This window comes from Paraburkholderia phymatum, from assembly GCF_040965635.1.
In the GTDB taxonomy this organism is placed as follows: Bacteria; Pseudomonadota; Gammaproteobacteria; order Burkholderiales; family Burkholderiaceae; genus Paraburkholderia; species Paraburkholderia phymatum_B.
This window is the reverse complement of sequence record NZ_JBFRCH010000043.1, coordinates 36,552-54,464: the sequence shown is the minus strand read 5'-3', so window position 1 is coordinate 54,464 and position 17,913 is coordinate 36,552. Positions and strand designations below refer to the sequence as shown.

The following is a 17,913-nucleotide window of genomic DNA, read 5'->3' as shown; positions in this document are numbered from 1 at the left end:
TGCGGGTGCGCTTCGTCGACAGATCCAGACCAAGACCAAGCTGTGTCATCTCGCCGCTCCTTGAAGTATCCCCATCCCAGGATAGTTCACGCTCACGTCAGTGCCAGGACTTTTGCAGAGATTCCCTTACTTTCTTTGCGGCGACAAAGAACGTGAGTGCCGCCCCGCACAGGGGCAACACCCGCGCCGTGAGGCGCATACGCGGATGCCTGCGATAAAGGCAAAAAACCCACAACAAAAGCCGTTGCAAACAAAGGCAAGTGCCCCCCGCACAGGGGCAACGCCCGCGCCGCGAGGCGCATCGCGGATGCCCGCGAAGGGCAAAGCGAACCAAAGCGACCCAAAGCGACCCAAAGCTAAAAGCAATCGCAGACACAACGCCAGCGGCAAGCTAAAAGCAAAAAACCACCCAGCGTCACAGACGAAAAACCCCTAACCATTCCGCTTCACAAACCTCAGCGTCGCATCGACGATCATCGCGCGATGCCGCGCCCGCAGTCTCGCATGCGAAGGATCGCGCCCGAACGCCGTACCGAACGTATGCCGGTTCGCGATCCGGTGAAAGCACAGCGAGCTGATCAGCAAGTGCAGATCGATCGCATCGATGTCGTCGCGGAAGTCGCCCGATGCGACGCCGCGCGCAAGCAGATCTTCGATCGTGCGAATCACGCTTGCGTTGCGGCTCTTGAAGGTCTTCACCTGCTCGATGTACTTCGCGCCGTGAATGTTCTCGATCGTCACGAGGCGCACGAAGTCGCGATGCTTGTCGTGATAGTCGAACGTGAATTCGACGAGGCTGCGCAAGCCTTCGACCGGGCTCATGTCGCTCACGTGCAGATCCTGTTCGAGCGAGCGGATGTCGCCATACACTTTTTCGAGCACGGCCTCGTACAACCCTTCCTTGCTGCCGAAGTAGTAGTAGAGCATGCGCTTCGTGGTGTTGGTGCGCTCGGCGATCGCGTCGACGCGCGCGCCCGCGAGTCCCATCGACGAAAACTCCTGTGTGGCTACCGCGAGGATGTTGCGCTTCGTCTCTTCGGGATCGTATTTGCGCCGTGGTTCGGAGATTTCTTTGGGGGTGTCGACTGGCTCGGGCGCAATAGCTCGGCTTCCCTTTTTCATTGTGTATTCCGGCGGCGATGACGGTTCATTCTAGCATGTCGAAAATGCCGCCCGACGCGGCCTGGCGGCATGCGCAACGTTCATCACGCGCATGCGCGCGAGCCGCGCCACGCATCTCACGACGCACGCCGCGCACGGTCCGCGAGCGCATCGCGCGTCTGCATCGCCGCGTAGGTCAGCTGCGCGGCGGCGAGGCCCAGTGCACCGAACGTGTGCGTGAGGCCGAACGTCGCGAACGCTTCGGGCACGGCGCGCTCGCCCGCGATCGCGGCCGCGAGCAGCTCGCCGGAAACGGTCGTCGGCGCCATGCCGTGTCCGCCGAAGCCGACGGCATACCACACGCCGTCCGCGCTCTGGCCGATCTGCGGCATCTTGTGCCGCGCGTAGCTCATCAGGCCGCCCCATGCGTGTTCGATGTGCACGTCGCGCAGTTGTGGATAGACCCTCAGCAAATCGCGGCGCAAAAGGCGCGCGATCGCGTCAGGCTCCCGCTCGAGAATCGAAATACGTCCGCCCCACAGGATGCGGGTGTCGGGCAGCGGCCGGTAGTAGTCGAACGCGAAGCGCGTGTCGTAGACGGCGGAGGGGCAGGCGATCGCCTCGGCCAGACGCGCGCCGAGCGGCTCGGTGGCCATCACGTAGGTCGCGATCGGGAGGACGGCGCGCTCGACGCGCCGATAGACGTTGCGCGCATAGCCGCCGCCCGCCATCACGACATGCCGCGCGTCGATGGGCGCTTGCGCCGTCTCGACGACGAAGCCCGCGCCCTGCCTGCGCAGGGCCGTCACGGGCGACTTTTCGTAAATGCGCACGCCCGCCTGTTCCGCCGCGCGCGCGACGCCCAGCACATACTTCAGCGGATGAAAGTGGAACGCGTTGCGCTCGAAAAGGCCGCCGTGATAGCGCGACGTCTTGAGCCGACCGGCGAGATCGGCGGCGCCCAGCGTCTCCCACTCGACGCCGAACGATTCCTTCATCAGACGGCGCTGGCTTTCGAGCCGCGCTGCATCGTCGAACCAGTTCGCGAGGATCACGCCCGCATCCGTCGCATCGCACGCGATCGCGTAACGCCGGATGCGCGCGCGCATCAGCTCGACGGCATCGACCGTCAGCGCGTAGAGTTCGTGCGCACGCGCCGGACCGAGGATTTTCAGCAGGTCCGCGCAATCGAGGCTGTAGCCGCCGAACACGAAGCCGCCGTTGCGGCCCGACGCGCCATAGCCGACCTGGTTCGCCTCGACCACGACGACATCGCGCACGCCTCGCTCGGCAAGCCCGAGCGCAGTCGATAGCCCCGCCAGCCCACCGCCGACGATGCACACGTTCGCGCTCAGTTTGCCAGCCGATGCGGGGCGCGTGGGCCGCTCGACGGTTGCTTCGTAGTAGCTCTGCATAGGGCGTTGAGAGTCAGGGGCGCGGCTATGTTACTCAAATTCGTCGGCGCGTCATATTCGGTATACCGAAGCGGTCGGCGGTGGCGGTCTTGCGTCGGCGCAAGCGGCGGATGTTGCGGCCGGCATCGGCCCGCCAGGCTCGCACGCGACGCTTCGTGAATCCCGCGCCACGGCTGCCGCGCGCCGAAAACGCCAGCTTCGTTGCGCGCCCATGACGGCAATGTTGTGCGGCGTACTCACTTCACGAAGTCGTCGCACTGCCGACCCCTCGCAACAGCGCTTTACGCGGTAGACTCATATTAGTCGAGGTTGTTGTGGTCAGGCATCTGCAAGGAGACGCCGCCATGAACCGGCCACTACGGTTTCCGCTACGCGCAATCGGCACCACGTCCGTCTGGAAGTGGTTCAAGTGGCTCTTTTTCGCCGCGTTTCTCGTGGCCGTCGCGATCGGCGTGCGCTTTGTCCAGATCGAAATGGACACGTCGAGATTGCAGGCCCGCTACCTCTCCGATCTCACCCGCGACGTCGGTTTTACCGTTTCCGCGGGCCCGAGCGACAACATCCGTTTTCCCACCGACGGCCCCTACGACGTCCGCCTCGGCTACGCGCTGCTGCCGGCCTTCGAACGCCGGCTGAAGGAGCGCGGTTTCTCGGTAGCGTCGCAGGCGCGCGATTCGGAACGCATGGCTTCGCTCTCGGACGACGGCCTTTTCATTCCTTACGAGGAAAAGGATCAGGCCGGGCTGATGCTCTATGACTCGACGGGCGCGCATCTATTCGGCGCGTCGTATCCGACGCGCGTCTATGACGATTTCGCGTCGGTGCCGCCCGTCGTCGTGTCGGCGCTGCTTTTCATCGAAGACCGGCATCTGCTCGACCCCGACCAGCCGAACCGCAACCCCGCAATCGACTGGACACGCTTCAGCCGCGCGCTGATGGATCAGGGCATGCGGTTCTTCAACCGTCATCAGGCGCAGCCCGGCGGCAGCACGCTCGCCACGCAGATCGAGAAATTCCGCCACTCGCCAGGCGGCCGCACGGCGACGCCGCAGGAAAAGCTGCGGCAGATCGCATCGGCGTCCGTGCGCGCGTATCTCGACGGTCCGCGCACGATGCCCGCGCGCGAGCAGATCGTCGTGCGCTATCTGAACTCGGTGCCGCTCGCCGCGCAGCCGGGCATCGGCGAGATCAACGGGATCGGCGACGGGCTCGCCGCCTGGTACGGCCGCGATTTCGACGAAGCGAACCGCGTGCTGAAAGCGCCGTCTACACCCGACAACCTCGCCGAGCAGGGCCTCGTGTTCCGTCAGGTCCTGTCGCTGATGATCGCGCAGCGCGGGCCGTCGCACTTCCTGCTGCGCAACAACGCGGAACTCAATGCGCTGACGGAAAGCTACCTGCGCCTTCTGGCCGCGAACGGCGTGATCGGCGCGCAGCTGCGCGACGCGGCGCTCTCGCAGCAACTCGTGCTGACGCGCGGCAAGCTCGCGACGCCCGAAGGTTCGTACGTCGCGCGCAAGGCGGTCACGTCCTTGCGCACGCATCTGATGTCGTCGCTCGGCGTGTCGAATCTGTATGACCTCGACCGCCTCGATGTGCGTGTCACGTCGACGATGAACAACAAGGTTCAGCAGGACATCAGCGACCGGCTCGCCGATGCGACGACACGCGACGGCGCGCAGGCAGCGGGGCTGTACGGCTTCAACATGCTGCAGCCGAAGGACGATCCGTCGAAGATCGCGTTCAGCTTCACGCTGTTCGAGAAGCGTGACGGCGAAAACCTGCTGCGCGTGCAGACGGACAGCGTCAACCGTCCGTTCGACATCAACTCGGGCGCGCGCCTGAACCTGGGCTCGACGGCGAAACTGCGCACGTTGATCACGTATCTGCAGATCGTGACGGAACTGAACCAGCGTTATGGGCAGATGAGTGTCGACGAATTGCGCGCCGTGAAGCCCGAACGCGAAGACGCGTTGACACGCTGGGCCGTCGACTACCTGATGCACACGAAGGACCGCTCGCTCTCCGCGATGCTCGATGCGGCCGTCGAGCGCAAGTACTCGGCGAACGCGGGCGAGCTGTTCTACACAGGCGGCGGCGCGCAGGCCTTCACGAATTTCGAGGCCGATGAAAACTCGCGCATCCTCACCGTGCGCCAGGCCTTCCAGCATTCGGTGAACCTCGTCTTCGTGCGGCTCATGCGCGACATCGTCCACTACGAAACGATCAAGACGTCCGGTCCATCGTCGCAATGGCTCGACGATCCCGATACGCGCAAGATGTACCTGACGCGTTTCGCCGATCAGGAAAGCCGTGTGTACATGAATCGTTTCTACACGAAGTATCACGGCAAGACACAGGATGAGATGGTCGCGATCCTGCTGCGCGGCGTGCGCAAGTCACCGCCGAAGCTCGCGACCGTGTTGCGCAGCGTGCGGCCCGATGCGCCGCAGGCGTGGTTCAACGAGCAGATGCGCGCGCAGCTGAAGAACACGCCGAAGGCCAATCCGCCCGACGACGCGCTCGCGCAGCTTTACGCGAAGTACGGCATCGACAAGTTCAATCTGAACGATCGCGCGTACATTTCGAGCGTGCATCCGCTGGAGCTGTGGCTCGTCGACTATCTGCGCGTGCATCCCGATGCAAGCGCGAACGAAGTGATGGACGCGAGCCGCGACGTGCGCGCCGAAGCGTACAAGTGGCTCTTCAAGACGCGCTATCACGCGACCCAGGACCGCCGCATCCGCCGCATGGTGGAGCAGCATGCCTATGACGCGATCGGCAAGTCGTGGCAGGCGCTCGGCTATCCGTTCGCGCATCTGACGCCGTCGTATGCGGCCGCCATCGGCGCGTCGGGCGACAGGCCGGCGGCGCTCGCGCAACTGATCGGCGTGATCGCGAACCAGGGCGAGCAGGCGCCCACGCACAGCATCGCGGATCTCGAGTTCGCGAAGGGCACGCCGTATGAAACGCACTTCGTGCACGCAGCGCCGCAGCCGAACGAAGGCGTGTCGACGGATATCGCGCGCGTCGTGCAGGGCATGTTGCGCGATGTCGTCACGGGCGGCACGGCGAGGCGTCTCGCGGGCGGCATGACGTTTCCGGACGGCAAGACGATGGAGGTCTACGGCAAGACGGGCACGGGCGACCAGCGCCTCAATATCTACGCAAAGGGCCGCCGGCTGATCGAGTCGCGCAAGGTCAACCGCACGGCGACCTTCGTGTTCGCAATCGGCGACCGCTTCTTCGGCACACTGACGGCCGTCGTGCACGAGCCGTATGCGAAGCGCTACGACTTCACGAGCGCGCTCGCCGTGCAACTGCTGAAGTCGATGGCGCCCGCGTTGCAGCCGTTGCTCGACGAGCCTGCATCGAAAGAGAAGACAGCGCCGAAGGTTGCGGGCAGCGCGTCGCCGGATGAGGGCGCCGCGCCGCGCGCTCAATAGCCGACGTCGGTGGCCGGCTTCAGAAACAGTTCGTGCATCGGCGCGAAGTGCGCGTAGAGCGGCAGGATCGCGCCGCCCATCGCGCGCGCGTCCGAGCCGATCGTGCCTTCCAGCAGTTGCGGACGCACGATGCCTTCCCATTCGAACCTGTCGAGCACGCGCTCTGTGCGCCGGATGATTTCGCGCACCAGTTGCCGGTCCACTTCGCCGTCGATCACGACCGCTTCGAGATCGAGCAAGGCCGCCGCATTCGTCAATGCGCCCGCAATGGCAGGGCACGCGGTGTCGAGCCATTGCTCCGTCAGACGCCACAGCTCCGCCGACAACGCGCGATGATCGTGCGCGGCCGTCGCGGGCGCACCCGCATCGACGAAGAGCTTTTCGAGCACGAAGCCCGATGCCGCATGCAGCAGTTGCTGCGCGGGTTGACGTGAGCCACCGCCCGTAATCGGAATCGAGCCGACGGCACCTGCGTTGTCGTGCGGACCGCCGTGCAGTCGTCCGTCGATCACGAGCCCGCCGCCGATGAACGTGCCGACGAACAGATACAGAAAGTTGTGGATGCCGCGACCCTGGCCCATCACGAGTTCGGCGGCGCAGGCGGCCGTCGTGTCTTTCGCGAACTCGACGGGCAGGCCCGTCATCGACGCGATCCGCGCGCGAATGTCGATGTCGTTCCATGCGTCGAGCGCCTCGCGCGGCGCGCCGAGAAAATCGCGCCAGCCGCCGAGCCACAGCGGCGCCGCGACGCCCACGCCGACCACTTTCTCGCGCCGAGCGCCGAGCGCGTCGTTCACGCGCGCGAGCTTGCTGTCGAGCGCGGGGAAGAGCGTGCGCGGATCGGGATACGCGTACTCCTGCACTTCGCGGCAGCACACGCGCCCGAGAAAGTCCATCGCGAGCACATCGAGACTGCGCCGCCCGACCTTCACGCCGATCGTATACGCGCCCTCCGCACGCAACGCGATGGGCACCGACGGCTGCCCGATGCGCCCGCGCACGCGCGCCTGCTTTTCGAGCAGGCCGTCGTCGATCAGACGCTCGACGATCATCGACACGGTCTGCATCGACAGCCGCGTGAGCCGGCCCACGTCGGCCTTCGGCAGCGGCCCATGCAGGCGGATCGCCTGCAACACGATCCGCTCGTTGAACTGCCGCATGCCGACCTGGTTCGATCCGACCGTGCGTTTCAGCGGTGAACGGGTGCCCGTATCCATCGACGGTATCTGGTTACTCGTGCTCATTCGTCATGCGATCGCGCGCACGTCGGCCTGCTTCGCGCCCGTCATGATCGCGACGGCATCCGACATGTGGATGTCGTTCTTGTTGACGAGCGCCGCGCGCCGTCCGAGCCGCTGAATGTGGATGCGATCCGCGATCTCGAACACGTGCGGCATGTTGTGGCTGATCAGGATCACGGGCAGGCCGCGCTCGCGCACACGACGAATCAGCTCGAGCACCATGTTGCCTTCCTTCACGCCGAGCGCGGCCGTCGGCTCGTCGAGAATCACGACGTGGCGCGCGAACGCCGCGCTGCGCGCCACCGCGACGCCCTGGCGCTGACCGCCCGAGAGCGTCTCGACGGCCTGGCGCATCGAACGGATGCCGATCTGCAGGTCCTTCATCGCGTTGGTCGCTTCGTCGAGCATGCGGCGCTTGTCGATCATCTTGAAGAGCTTGCCGCGCCAGCCCGGTTTCACCAGTTCGCGCGCGAGGAACAGGTTCTCCGCGATGCTCATCGCCGGCGCGACGGCGAGATCCTGATAGACGGTCTCGATGCCTTGCTGGCGCGCGTCGATCGGGCTGCGGAAATTGACGGGATTGCCGTCGAGCAGCAGCTCGCCTTCGTCGGGCACGAGCGCGCCCGAGAGCGCCTTGATCAGCGACGACTTGCCTGCGCCGTTATCGCCAATCACGGCCATGATCTCACCGGGCATTACTTCGAAATCGCAGCCGTCGAGCGCGGTGACGTGGCCGTAGCGCTTGATCAGGCCGCGCGCCTGCAAAACGGGGGTCTTGCCGTTGGCGGTGCGGGTGGTGGTGTTGGCGGACGAGGGGGTTGTCGACATGACAGTCTCCTTCAGATAACGATCAACGTGCGCCACGGCGCGACAGCTTGTCGGCGGCGACGGCGAGAATCACGAGAATGCCGGTGATCAGCACCTGATACACCGACGACACGCCCATCAGCGTCAAGCCATTGCGGAATACGCCGACGATCAGCGCACCCAGCAGCGTGCCCGCAATCGAGCCGCGTCCGCCGAAGAGGCTCGTGCCGCCCAGCACGACGGCCGTGATGCTGTCGAGGTTTTCCGTCTGTCCCGCTTGAGGATCGCCGACGCCCGTGCGCGCGACGGAGAGCAGCGCCGCGATGCCGTAGATCGCGCCCGACAGCGTGTAGACCGTGATCAGGATGCGTTGCGCGGAAAGGCCCATCAGGCGCGCGGCTTCCGGGTTGTTGCCGAGCGCGTAGAGATGGCGGCCGGGCACGGTGTCGCGCAGCACGAACCACGTCGCGAGATACATCAGCAGCGTGAGGACGGTGCCGTACGTGACCGTCGCGGGACCGACGCTGAACGTGCTGCCGAAGAACATGATCGCGTCGGGCAGATTCGACACGCTCTCCGCGTTCGAATAGATCTGCGTGGCCGCGAACGCGATATTCAGCGTGCCCAGCGTGACGATGAACGCGGGCAGCTTGATGCGCGTGATCAGCACGCCGTTGAGCAATCCGAACAGCGTGCTCGCGCCGACGCCGCACAGGATCGCGATCATGGGCGGCACGCCCATCACGACGGCGAACTTCGTCATCACGATCGAGCCGAGCGCCATCACCATCCCGCACGACAGATCGATGCCGCCCGTCAGCACGATTAAAGTCTGGCCTATCGCGATGACGGCGACGACCATCGTCTGCTGCAGGATCAGCGACAGGTTCTGGAACGACAGGAAGCGGCTGCTCTGCGAGATGAAGAAGATGCACGCGAGCACGAGTGCGATCAACGGACCTGCCTCGGCGAGCGTCGGCATATGATCCGCGAACCGGCGGTGGCTTTGAGCGGGAACGGTGGGAGTCGACATGATGTGTTTCCTCGAAGCGATGCGTGATCTGCGTGCGGCGGATTTCATGGAAGAGGGTCTCGATGGAACCCGTCGCGCTCACGCTGGAGAACTCGCGGAGATGCGCACCTTGCGCATCTCCGTTGCTGCCTGGTGACTGCTATTCGACTTGCGCTGTCACTTGTTGCCCCAACAGTTGTCGAGACCGAACTTCGTGTCCTTGCTGTCGACGCCGCTTTGCGCCTTGTCGGTGATGAGCGTCACGCCCGTGTCGTGATAGCCGGACGCTTTCTTGCCCGACTTCGCGTACTCGACGCCTGCTTCCACGCCGAGCGAAGCCATCTTCAGCGGATACTGCTGCGATGTCGCGGCAAGCTCGCCGGCCTTCACGTTGCGCACGCCTTCGCAGCCGCCGTCGATCGACACGATCATCACGCTCTTTTCCTTGCCCGCATTCTTCAGCGCGCGATATGCGCCCGCTGCGGCCGGTTCGTTGATCGTGTAGACGACGTTGATGTCGGGCGCTTTCTGAAGGCAGTTTTCCATCGCCGTCTGGCCTTTCGCCTGATCGCCGCGCGTGTCCTGACTGCAAACGATCGACGCATCGCCTTCCTTGATGCCGAAGCCCTTCAGAAAGCCGTTATGACGCAGCACGCCGACGGAGACGCCGGGCGCGAGATCGAGCGTCGCGATCTTCGCGGGCTTGCCGGCGAGCGCGGCCTTCGCGTATTCGCCGATCAGCACGCCAGCCTTGAAGTTGTCGGTGGCGAAGAGGGCGTCGGTGGCGTCCTGCGGATCGGTCGGCGTATCGAGCGCGATCACGAGCGCGCCAGCCGCGCGCGCCTTCTTGATGCTCGGCACGATCGCCTTCGTGTCGCTCGGCGTGATGAGGATCGCTTTCGCGCCTGCCGTCAGCATGTTCTCGATGGCCGTGACCTGCGCGGCGTTGTCGCCGTCGAACTTGCCGGCCGCCGTGATCAGCTTCGCGCCGTCTTTCTGCGCAGCGGCTTCCGCGCCTTGCTTCATCTTGACGAAGAACGGATTGGTGTCGGTCTTCGTGATCAGGCCGACGACGGGCTGATCGGCCGCGAGACTCGCGCTCGCGCACCACAGCGCCGACGCGGCGACGCACGCTGCGGCAATACCCTTGATGACGGGCTGCATGTGGGACTCGCGGCGCAATGGCCTGCGGGAATTCGGGTTCATGGAACGCTCCTCCGGATGTTTGACGACGACGTTGTGAACAGCGATCGGTTCAACGGTTTCGACGGGCGCTGATTGCGCTTTCTGTTGCGCTCGCCATGCGATTGGGTCGCCGGCTGCGCGGGCCTTACTAAATCAAGTTGTTTTAGTTAGTACAGCAGCGGCCTTCCCAAAAATCAAGAAGCGGGTTTGATGCGGCGCGACGCGGGGCGAGGCGCGCCGTGACGTGCAGAGCCTTGCTGCACAAGGCCTGGCGGGCTGTGAAGCGGGGCCGCGAAGCACCTGTCGGATAGGGGTAAATCAGGAGTGCGGTGCCCCGCAAATTAGGTTCATTTGTTCTTTTAGTGGGCAAATGCTCTGAAAATCGACGCCTGTGCTCTAATCGGGACCGTGACTTGCTGGCGGTTCTGGCGAGGTCGCCATCACTCGCGCGACAAGCGGAGGCGAACGTGAAGACGATGCACAATCGCGCGCTGCATTACGTCGCGAAGCATCCTGCGCAGTTCACGTTGCAGGTGTTCAAGGCATTCCGCAAGAACCAGGGGCTGCTGCTCGCGGGCGCGATTGCCTACTATGCGCTGCTGTCCATCGTGCCGTTGCTGATACTCGTCGCGATCGCGTTCAGTCATTTCGTCGGCGAGCAATTGCTGCTCGATACGCTCGCGCATCTGCTCGAGTGGCTGGTGCCGGGGCAATCGAAAGCGATCGTGCAGGAGCTTGCCAATTTCCTTGCGCATCGCGCGGTGATCGGCTGGTTCCTCGTCGTCACGATGATCTTCTTCAGCTCGCTCGCGTTCACGGTGCTCGAGAACGCGCTGTCGATCATCTTCGTGCATCGCGTTGCGATACGGCGCAGGCACTTTCTGCTGTCGGCGATCCTGCCGTATCTGTTCAGCCTGTCGCTGGGCGTCGGCGTGCTGCTCGTGACGTTCGTGTCGAGCGGACTTCGCGCCGTCGCAAGCGACAGCGTCGTACTGCTCGATCACACGATATCGTTGACGGGCGCGACGCGTGTCGTGCTTTATCTGCTCGGTCTTGCCGGCGAGATCTTCGTGCTCGCGGCCATCTATCTGGTGATACCCGCGGGACGCACGACGCCGTGGCATGCGTTTGTCGGCGCGGTGGCGGCTGCCGTGCTGTGGGAGATCACGCGGCGCGTGCTGGTGTGGTATTTCGCGACGCTATCGCAGGTGAGCGTCGTCTACGGCTCGCTGACGACGGCCATCGTCGTGCTGTTCAGCTTCGAAGCGCTCGCGACGTTGATGCTGTTCGGCGCGCAACTGATCGCCGAATACGAGCGGCTCAATGCGAGCGGTAACGAGCGCGCTTCACAGCCATTCGTGACGGGTTGAGCCGACGGCAAGAAAAACGTTTGCGTCGGCGAAATAGTGTTTGCGTTAACGGCGACGAGTACGAGAACTTTAGGCCGATTTGCGCGCATGTTGTATTGCGTTTCTTGGCCCGCAAAACAATTCGTCTGGTCACAGCTTCGTCACGAGCCACCGACGATAATCGCGTCGCCCTTCACATGGAAAAATCAGAACGGGCAGCGCTGCGCAGCGCAGCGCAAGACCTCGGGGAATACCGCAAATGACCATCCGTCACCGCATCACTCTACTCGTGGTGTCGATGCTGGTTGCCTTGTCGGCAATCGGCGGATACGCCGTCTATCAGACACGCGGCAGTGCCGCAGACGTCCGGCAAGTGACGCAGGGCGTCGTGCCGAGCGCGCTCGCATCCGCTGACCTCGTTTCGCAGGTCAAGGACGTTCAGCTCGCGACGATGACGCTCGTCTATGCGCCCGATGCAAATATGGTCGAGCAGGCGCAAAAGGAACTGGCCGCGAAGGAGAAGTCGCTGCGCGAAGCACTCGACGTGCAGGCGAAAGCCGCAGCGAGCCATGCGCAGGAAGGGCTCGTCACGCAGGCGCGCGACAGTCTCGCGAATTACTTCTCGGCGATCAACGACACCGCGAAAATGAAGGCGGACGGGAAGAACGATCTCGCGCAAGCGTATCTGTTCGCCAACGTCGCTCAGTATCGCGACGAACTGGAAGGTATCGTCGAAACGCTGCGCATCGAGAAGAACCGCCAGAAGGATGACGCAATCGACGCGCTGAACACGGGCCTCGCCACGACGACGACGGCCATCGCGGCCGCAGCGGGCGCGGCCATTCTCGTGCTGGTCCTGATCGGTCTGCTCCTGTACCGTCAGATCACGCGGCCGCTTTCGCGCATGCAGTCGATGATGAGCGAAATCGCATCGAGCCAGGATTTCACGCGCCGCGTACCCGTGGGCCGCATGGACGAGATCGGCCATTCGATCGTCGCGTTCAACGGCATGATCGAGAAGATCCAGCAAAGCTCCGCGCAACTGAAGCAGAAGACGGCCGACATTCAGGCGATGTTGCAAAACATGCAGCAGGGCATTCTGACTGTCGTCGAAGGCGCCGTGATTCACTCCGAGTATTCGGCTTATCTGGAAGCGATCTTCGAAACGAAGGACATTGCGGGCCGTCCGCTGATGGACCTCGTGTTCGGCGACAGCGAGCTCGGCGCCGATACGGTGTCGCAAGTCGAGGCAGCCGTTGCGGCGTGCATCGGCGAGGACAGCATCAACTTCGAGTTCAACCAGCATCTGCTCGTCAACGAACTGACGCGCAAGATGCCCGATGGCCGCGTGAAGACGCTCGACTTGAGCTGGTCGGCGATCACCGACGAAAACGACACTGTGATGCGCCTGATGCTGTGTGTGCGCGACGTGACGGAACTGCGCCAGCTTGCCGCCGAAGCGGGCGAACAGAAGCGCCGCCTTGAAATGATCGGCGAGATTCTCGCAGTGAGCGAGGAGAAGTTCCATCATTTCGTCGAAAGCGCAACGAGCTTCATCAATGAGAACGAGCGCATCATTCGCCAGCACGCGCATGCGGACGGGTCGGCCGTTGCGGAGCTGTTCCGCAACATGCACACGATCAAGGGCAATGCGCGGACCTATAGCCTTCAGCATCTGACCAGCATCGTGCACGAGACGGAGCAGCGTTACGACGCGCTGCGCCGTCCCGAGACCGCGCACGAGTGGGACCAGGAGCAACTGATCGCCGAACTCGCGCGCGTGAAAGAGGCGCTGCAGCACTACGCGACGATCAACGAAGTGAGCCTCGGCCGCCGCAATACGGGTCGCCGCAGCAGCGTCGAGCGCTATCTGATGGTCGACAGCGAACACATTCAGGAAAGCCTGCGTCTGCTCGATGCAGCGAACCCCGCCGACGTGCGCGATTTGCTGACGGCGCGCGATGCGGTGCGCAGAACCTTGCGTCTGCTGGGCACGGAGAAGGTGGAGGATGCACTCGCGGGCGTGCTGGAGTCGCTGCCTTCGCTCGCGACGGAACTCGGCAAGGCGGCGCCGACCGTGCGTATCGACGATAACGGCTATCGCGTTCGTGCACACGCAGGAAGCGCGCTCAAGAATGTCTTCATGCACCTGTTGCGCAATTCCGTCGATCACGGCATCGAAACGGCGGTGCAGCGCGTGGCGCTTGGCAAGCCCGAAGCGGGCGTGATCGATATCGAAGTGGGTGTCGCGGAAGGGGCGTTGCAGATCACGTTGAGCGACGACGGACGCGGCCTCGCGATGTCGCGCATTCGAGGCATCGCTGCCGAGCGCGGCTGGCTCCAGCCCGATGCCCAATTGAGCGACGAAGCCGTTGCGGAGTTCATTTTCCGGCCGGGCTTCTCGACGGCGCAAAACGTGACGGAAGTCTCAGGTCGCGGCGTCGGCATGGACGCCGTGCGCGATTTCATCCGGCGCGAAGGCGGGCGCATCGGATTGCGCTTCACCGACGAGCGCACGGGTGCCGACTTCCGCCAGTTCCAGACTATCGTCTATCTGCCGGAAAATTGCGCTGTCGATAGCGTCGGCACGTCGATGCACGATGCCGCCAAAACGGTGAATTCGATTCAGGCGAATGCACTTTCCGAATAGCACTACGGGGATTCGTTGTGGTTGAACAGTATGTGATCGCGGCGCTGGCAGGCGTCGTGGCGAGCGCGCTTGCGGGCGTGCTCGCGCATCGTTGGCTTATCAAAAAGGCCAACGAGCAGAACCGGGCGGCGCTCGAGTTGCAGGCGAAGGAACGGGCGCAAGCCGAAGAGCGACATGCAGCGGAGATCCGGCAACATGAGCAGCAGGCGCGCGAATTGCACGCGCTGGCCGACACGTTGCGCGAAGATCTCGTGCATCACTCGGCACAAGCCGAAGAGGCGCGCGCCGCGCTCAATGCGCTGTTGAACCAGAAGGACGAATGGCTTCAGCACGCGACGCGTCTTTCCGGCGAAGCGGCGCGCTTGCGGCATCTGTCGGCCACCTTCGAGCGCTGGCATGAGCAGATGATTTCGCTGATGGCGCAGAACCACGACATGCACGCAAAGAACACCGAGCTGTCGTCGATCGTGCGGCACGTGCTGATCGTCTCGCTGAACGCTTCGATCGAAGCGGCGCGCGCGGGCGCGGCCGGACGGGGGTTTTCGATCGTCGCGAGCGAAGTGCGCGCGCTCGCTTCGCGCTCGCAGGAACTGTCGAAGAGCTATCACGACAGTCTGAACCGCAACGACCTCATCACGACGGCCACGTTTCAGGACATTCAGGCAGGCGGCAAGATGATCGCTGCGTCGCTGGCGAGCGTCGAAGCGCTCGCCGGCCAGATTCAATCCCGGTTAGAACAGGCGACGTCGTGATCAGTCAGCAAGCGAAAGAAAGTATCGAACGGATCTTCTATCAGTCCGCGCGCACGCGTTTGCCCGCCCGTGCCGGCGACGAGTGCGAAATCACTGCTCTCGATGCACATCTGGCCAATAGGGCGCTTGCGAGCCATATCGTCGTTTTGACCATTTCATCGATTGCATTCCGCTTTCTGCTCGTGTTGCATTTCGACGACGACCAGACGACGCGCGATTACTACTTGCGCGACGCCGAAGATCGTTCGCTGGCGGAAGCACTGATGGAAGTCGGCAATCTGTGCTGTGGCGCGATCAATCAGCAGCTGGTCGAGTACTTTCCTGATCTGGGCATGTCGACACCCTATCAGCTGAATGGCGCGTGCGTGCCTTATCTGACGGAATTGAAGCCGGCGCACCTCGCGGCATTTCGCGTGACCATCGGCGCAAACGTACAAATCGGCGCGACGCTTTGTGTGTGCGCGAGCGCGCCCGTCGATTTCGTCGCCCACGTGGCCGAAGTCGAGGACAGCGGCGGAGAACTCGAACTGTTCTGAACGGCTTCGGCTTCGGCTTTCGCGCACGACGCATATCTTCAATCAATCAATGCGCCGCTTTAAAGGCGCGACGGGGTGAGCAATGGGAAAGGTTCTGGTAGTGGACGATTCGAGTACGGTTCGCGATGAAGTGGCGGGCTTCCTCAGAAAGAACGGCCTCGATGTCGAGACGGCCGTGGACGGCAAGGACGGTCTCGCGAAGCTGAAGTCGTCACCGGGCATCCGCCTCGTCGTCAGCGACGTGAACATGCCGAACATGGACGGCCTCACGATGGCCGAAAAGATTCGCAGCGAGCTGGCCAACGCGAGCGTCAACATCATCATGCTGACGACGGAAAGCAGTCCCGCGATGAAGGAGCGCGGCAAGGCGGCGGGCGTGAAGGGCTGGATCGTCAAGCCGTTCAAGGGTGACGCCGTGCTCGAAACGTTCAGGAAACTGGCGGGCTGACGGGCCGCGCACCGCGGATCGGGATTCGGAAGCCCGCTGTATGCGGGCGCAGCGACGCATCGCGGATTGTCACGATTCGCTGAATGATCTATTCACGCGCCGCGTGTTTATCGGCGAACGCTGCACCTCTAAACTTCTGTTGAACGGTTGCACAACGCAGGTTCGAAGCAGCCCAAACGAACAGTCCCGGAGTTGTTGCCATGAAAACGTTTGCCAAAGCCTTTGTCATTGCGGCTCTCATTAGCGCTCCCCTCGCTGCTTTTGCGCAGACCAGTCAGCCTGTGACGCGCGCGCAAGTTCGAGAAGAACTGGTGCAGCTGCATAACGTCGGCTATAGCCCGCTCGACGACCGCAACAGCTATCCCGTCCACATCGAGGCGGCCGAAGCCCGTCTGGCCGCGCAGAATGCGGCGTCCGCGCAGAAAAGCGGATACGGTGCGGCGTCGGATGGTTCGTATCAAGCGGGCGTGCGTGACGTGCGCGCGAACGGCGTCGCGTTCGCGCATCACTGATCGCGTGCGTTGTCTGCGATAACTGCGATAAAACAGGCCGACATGAATCGTTGACGCTGCGCCGAGCGTTTTGATCCAGCGTCAGGGCCGGGAACTGTGCGATGCAGGTCCCGGCCTTTTTCGTTATTAGCGTGCTCATGAGTGGCGTATTCGACGCGTGACTCAACGCCGGATCGCACATACGCCGGCGGGACGAGGATTGCGGAAATCGAATCCGCACTGTCGATCGAATAGAAAATAGAAAAGGCCGGCAGCGCGTGAAAGGTAGTGACTCGCGTCGACTATGCTTTCAAAACAGTAGATCGCCATGGCGCGAAGCCGTCGATGAGGAATTCAAGGTCGACACACTTGTAAAGACTCGTTGAAGTCGAGCCGTTCATTCGTCTCGCGATGCGCAAAGAATAGACCTTTGCCCGGTTTATCTCTCTTCTGCATAGAACGGTTAGCCGGATGCCCGTCGCCAATGCAAGCAATTTGACATTCTCGCTATTCCCTACGCGAATCGAATTTTTTTTAATGCTCTCGTCGAACGCGGCGCTAGCAGCAAAACGAAAGGCGTCTGTCTTTTCATGTAATGGATGAACTCTAGCCATATATGACATGTCCGTGGCATAGTGCCGGTATCTTCAATCAGGAGTTTCAATATGGCTACACTCGAAGCACTTCAGGCAAAGATACAAAAGCTTCAGCAGCAGGCCGATGCCATCGCTTCTCAAAAGTCGGCGGCGGCTCTCGAAAGCATTCGCTCATTGATGGTCAAGCACAATCTGACGACAGCCGATATCGATGCGCATCTCGGCCATCGAAAGCGCGGCCGTCCTTCGCTGAAGTCGGCAGGTGTGCAGACGAAAGCTGTAGCCAGATATCGCGATCCCAAAACGGGAGCGACCTGGACGGGTCACGGCCGCGCACCGGCCTGGATTGCGGGCGCGAAGGATCGCAACAAGTACCTCGTTTCCGGCGCGGCGAGCCAGGTTGCGACGAGCGTGTCCGCCAAGGGGGCGAAGAGCAACGGCCAGCCTAAAGGACGGCAGCCCGCCAAATATCGTCATCCGGAGACGGGCGCGACGTGGAGCGGCCGTGGTCCGGCGCCCGCATGGCTGGCAGCGGAAAAAGACCGTAACAAGTTTCTGATTAGAAGTGCAAAGGCCACGGGAATGAATGGCGTTGCCGGGAAAAAGACAGCGGCCAGGAAGGCTGCGAGAAAATCACGCGCTTAAAAAGTCGATGGGAGGGTGGGCCACTGCGCTGCCTCGCACGAATGCCACGCACGGCGGCGGACTAAAAAAAGCTCGTCGTCGTGCCGGATCTATTCGCTATTGCTGAGAATTTTTGCCGAGGCGAGATGCGCAATCCAATGCGCAGTGGGTTTTCGGTCACGGCGAGCGTCAGAAAGCTCATTTCGTCACTCCCCGTAAATCCCCGCCTGGCGCGCTGAAAAGCCTGTTTTCAGGTGAAA

Annotated in this window: 15 protein-coding genes; 9 read left to right on the top strand and 6 right to left on the bottom strand. The window is 62.9% G+C overall.

All coding sequences use genetic code 11. The features are described 5' to 3' along the window. Window positions 1-432 precede the first annotated feature (432 nt). Both AB4Y32_RS36045 and AB4Y32_RS36040 read right to left on the bottom strand, forming a co-directional pair. Complete coding sequence (locus AB4Y32_RS36045; RefSeq protein WP_368725852.1) at window positions 433-1,122, bottom strand: TetR family transcriptional regulator; 690 nt, start codon at window positions 1,120-1,122, stop codon at window positions 433-435. Between the two features lie 116 nt (window positions 1,123-1,238). Then, a complete protein-coding gene (locus tag AB4Y32_RS36040; protein ID WP_368725851.1) occupies window positions 1,239-2,516 on the bottom strand; it encodes an NAD(P)/FAD-dependent oxidoreductase in 1,278 nt (425 codons plus the stop codon). Window positions 2,517-2,860: 344 nt separating this feature from the next. Here AB4Y32_RS36040 and AB4Y32_RS36035 point away from each other — a divergent pair, with 344 nt between their 5' ends. Next, complete coding sequence (locus AB4Y32_RS36035) at window positions 2,861-5,962, top strand: transglycosylase domain-containing protein (protein WP_368725850.1); 3,102 nt, start codon at window positions 2,861-2,863, stop codon at window positions 5,960-5,962. On the opposite strand, the gene AB4Y32_RS36030 is transcribed toward AB4Y32_RS36035, so the two are convergent. From AB4Y32_RS36030 to AB4Y32_RS36020, 3 genes are read right to left on the bottom strand one after another with little or no spacing between them, the layout of a single operon-like run. Further along, the gene (locus tag AB4Y32_RS36030; protein ID WP_368725856.1) at window positions 5,956-7,179 is read right to left on the bottom strand and encodes an ROK family transcriptional regulator; all 1,224 of its coding nucleotides are present in this window, start codon (window positions 7,177-7,179) and stop codon (window positions 5,956-5,958) included. The two genes, AB4Y32_RS36035 and AB4Y32_RS36030, sit on opposite strands and share 7 nt — an antisense overlap. Window positions 7,180-7,209: 30 nt before the next feature. Further along, entirely contained in the window at window positions 7,210-8,031 is an 822-nt protein-coding gene (locus AB4Y32_RS36025) for an ATP-binding cassette domain-containing protein (RefSeq protein ID WP_342943793.1), read from the bottom strand. Between the two features lie 22 nt (window positions 8,032-8,053). Next, window positions 8,054-9,043: an ABC transporter permease gene (locus tag AB4Y32_RS36020; RefSeq protein WP_368725849.1), complete on the bottom strand. Its 990-nt coding sequence runs from the start codon at window positions 9,041-9,043 to the stop codon at window positions 8,054-8,056. Between AB4Y32_RS36020 and AB4Y32_RS36015 the strand changes: the two genes are divergently transcribed. After that, window positions 9,042-9,179 (top strand): hypothetical protein, encoded by a 138-nt coding sequence (locus AB4Y32_RS36015; protein ID WP_368725848.1) that lies wholly within the window; start codon window positions 9,042-9,044, stop codon window positions 9,177-9,179. The two genes, AB4Y32_RS36020 and AB4Y32_RS36015, sit on opposite strands and share 2 nt — an antisense overlap. 20 nt (window positions 9,180-9,199) lie before the next feature. Here AB4Y32_RS36015 and AB4Y32_RS36010 read toward each other — a convergent pair whose 3' ends face one another. Further along, window positions 9,200-10,228 (bottom strand): sugar ABC transporter substrate-binding protein, encoded by a 1,029-nt coding sequence (locus AB4Y32_RS36010; protein ID WP_439899885.1) that lies wholly within the window; start codon window positions 10,226-10,228, stop codon window positions 9,200-9,202. Between the two features lie 455 nt (window positions 10,229-10,683). On the opposite strand from AB4Y32_RS36010, the gene AB4Y32_RS36005 reads away from it, so the two are divergent. The 7 genes from AB4Y32_RS36005 to AB4Y32_RS35975 all read left to right on the top strand — a co-directional run bounded on the left by AB4Y32_RS36005 (window position 10,684) and on the right by AB4Y32_RS35975 (window position 17,674). After that, entirely contained in the window at window positions 10,684-11,577 is an 894-nt protein-coding gene (locus AB4Y32_RS36005) for a YihY/virulence factor BrkB family protein (protein WP_368725854.1), read from the top strand. 238 nt (window positions 11,578-11,815) lie between these two features. Continuing rightward, window positions 11,816-14,206 (top strand): ATP-binding protein, encoded by a 2,391-nt coding sequence (locus AB4Y32_RS36000; RefSeq protein WP_368725847.1) that lies wholly within the window; start codon window positions 11,816-11,818, stop codon window positions 14,204-14,206. Window positions 14,207-14,223: 17 nt separating this feature from the next. Then, entirely contained in the window at window positions 14,224-14,958 is a 735-nt protein-coding gene (locus tag AB4Y32_RS35995; RefSeq protein WP_368725846.1) for a methyl-accepting chemotaxis protein, read from the top strand. Next, a complete protein-coding gene (locus AB4Y32_RS35990; protein WP_368725845.1) occupies window positions 14,955-15,494 on the top strand; it encodes a hypothetical protein in 540 nt (179 codons plus the stop codon). The genes AB4Y32_RS35995 and AB4Y32_RS35990 overlap by 4 nt, the downstream gene beginning before the upstream one ends. A gap of 82 nt (window positions 15,495-15,576) precedes the next feature. Continuing rightward, window positions 15,577-15,942, top strand: coding sequence for a response regulator (locus tag AB4Y32_RS35985; RefSeq protein WP_087737019.1), 366 nt, complete (start codon window positions 15,577-15,579; stop codon window positions 15,940-15,942). 200 nt (window positions 15,943-16,142) lie between these two features. Next, window positions 16,143-16,454, top strand: coding sequence for a DUF4148 domain-containing protein (locus AB4Y32_RS35980; protein ID WP_368725844.1), 312 nt, complete (start codon window positions 16,143-16,145; stop codon window positions 16,452-16,454). 644 nt (window positions 16,455-17,098) lie between these two features. After that, a complete protein-coding gene (locus AB4Y32_RS35975; RefSeq protein ID WP_368725843.1) occupies window positions 17,099-17,674 on the top strand; it encodes an H-NS family nucleoid-associated regulatory protein in 576 nt (191 codons plus the stop codon). Window positions 17,675-17,913: the final 239 nt, after the last annotated feature.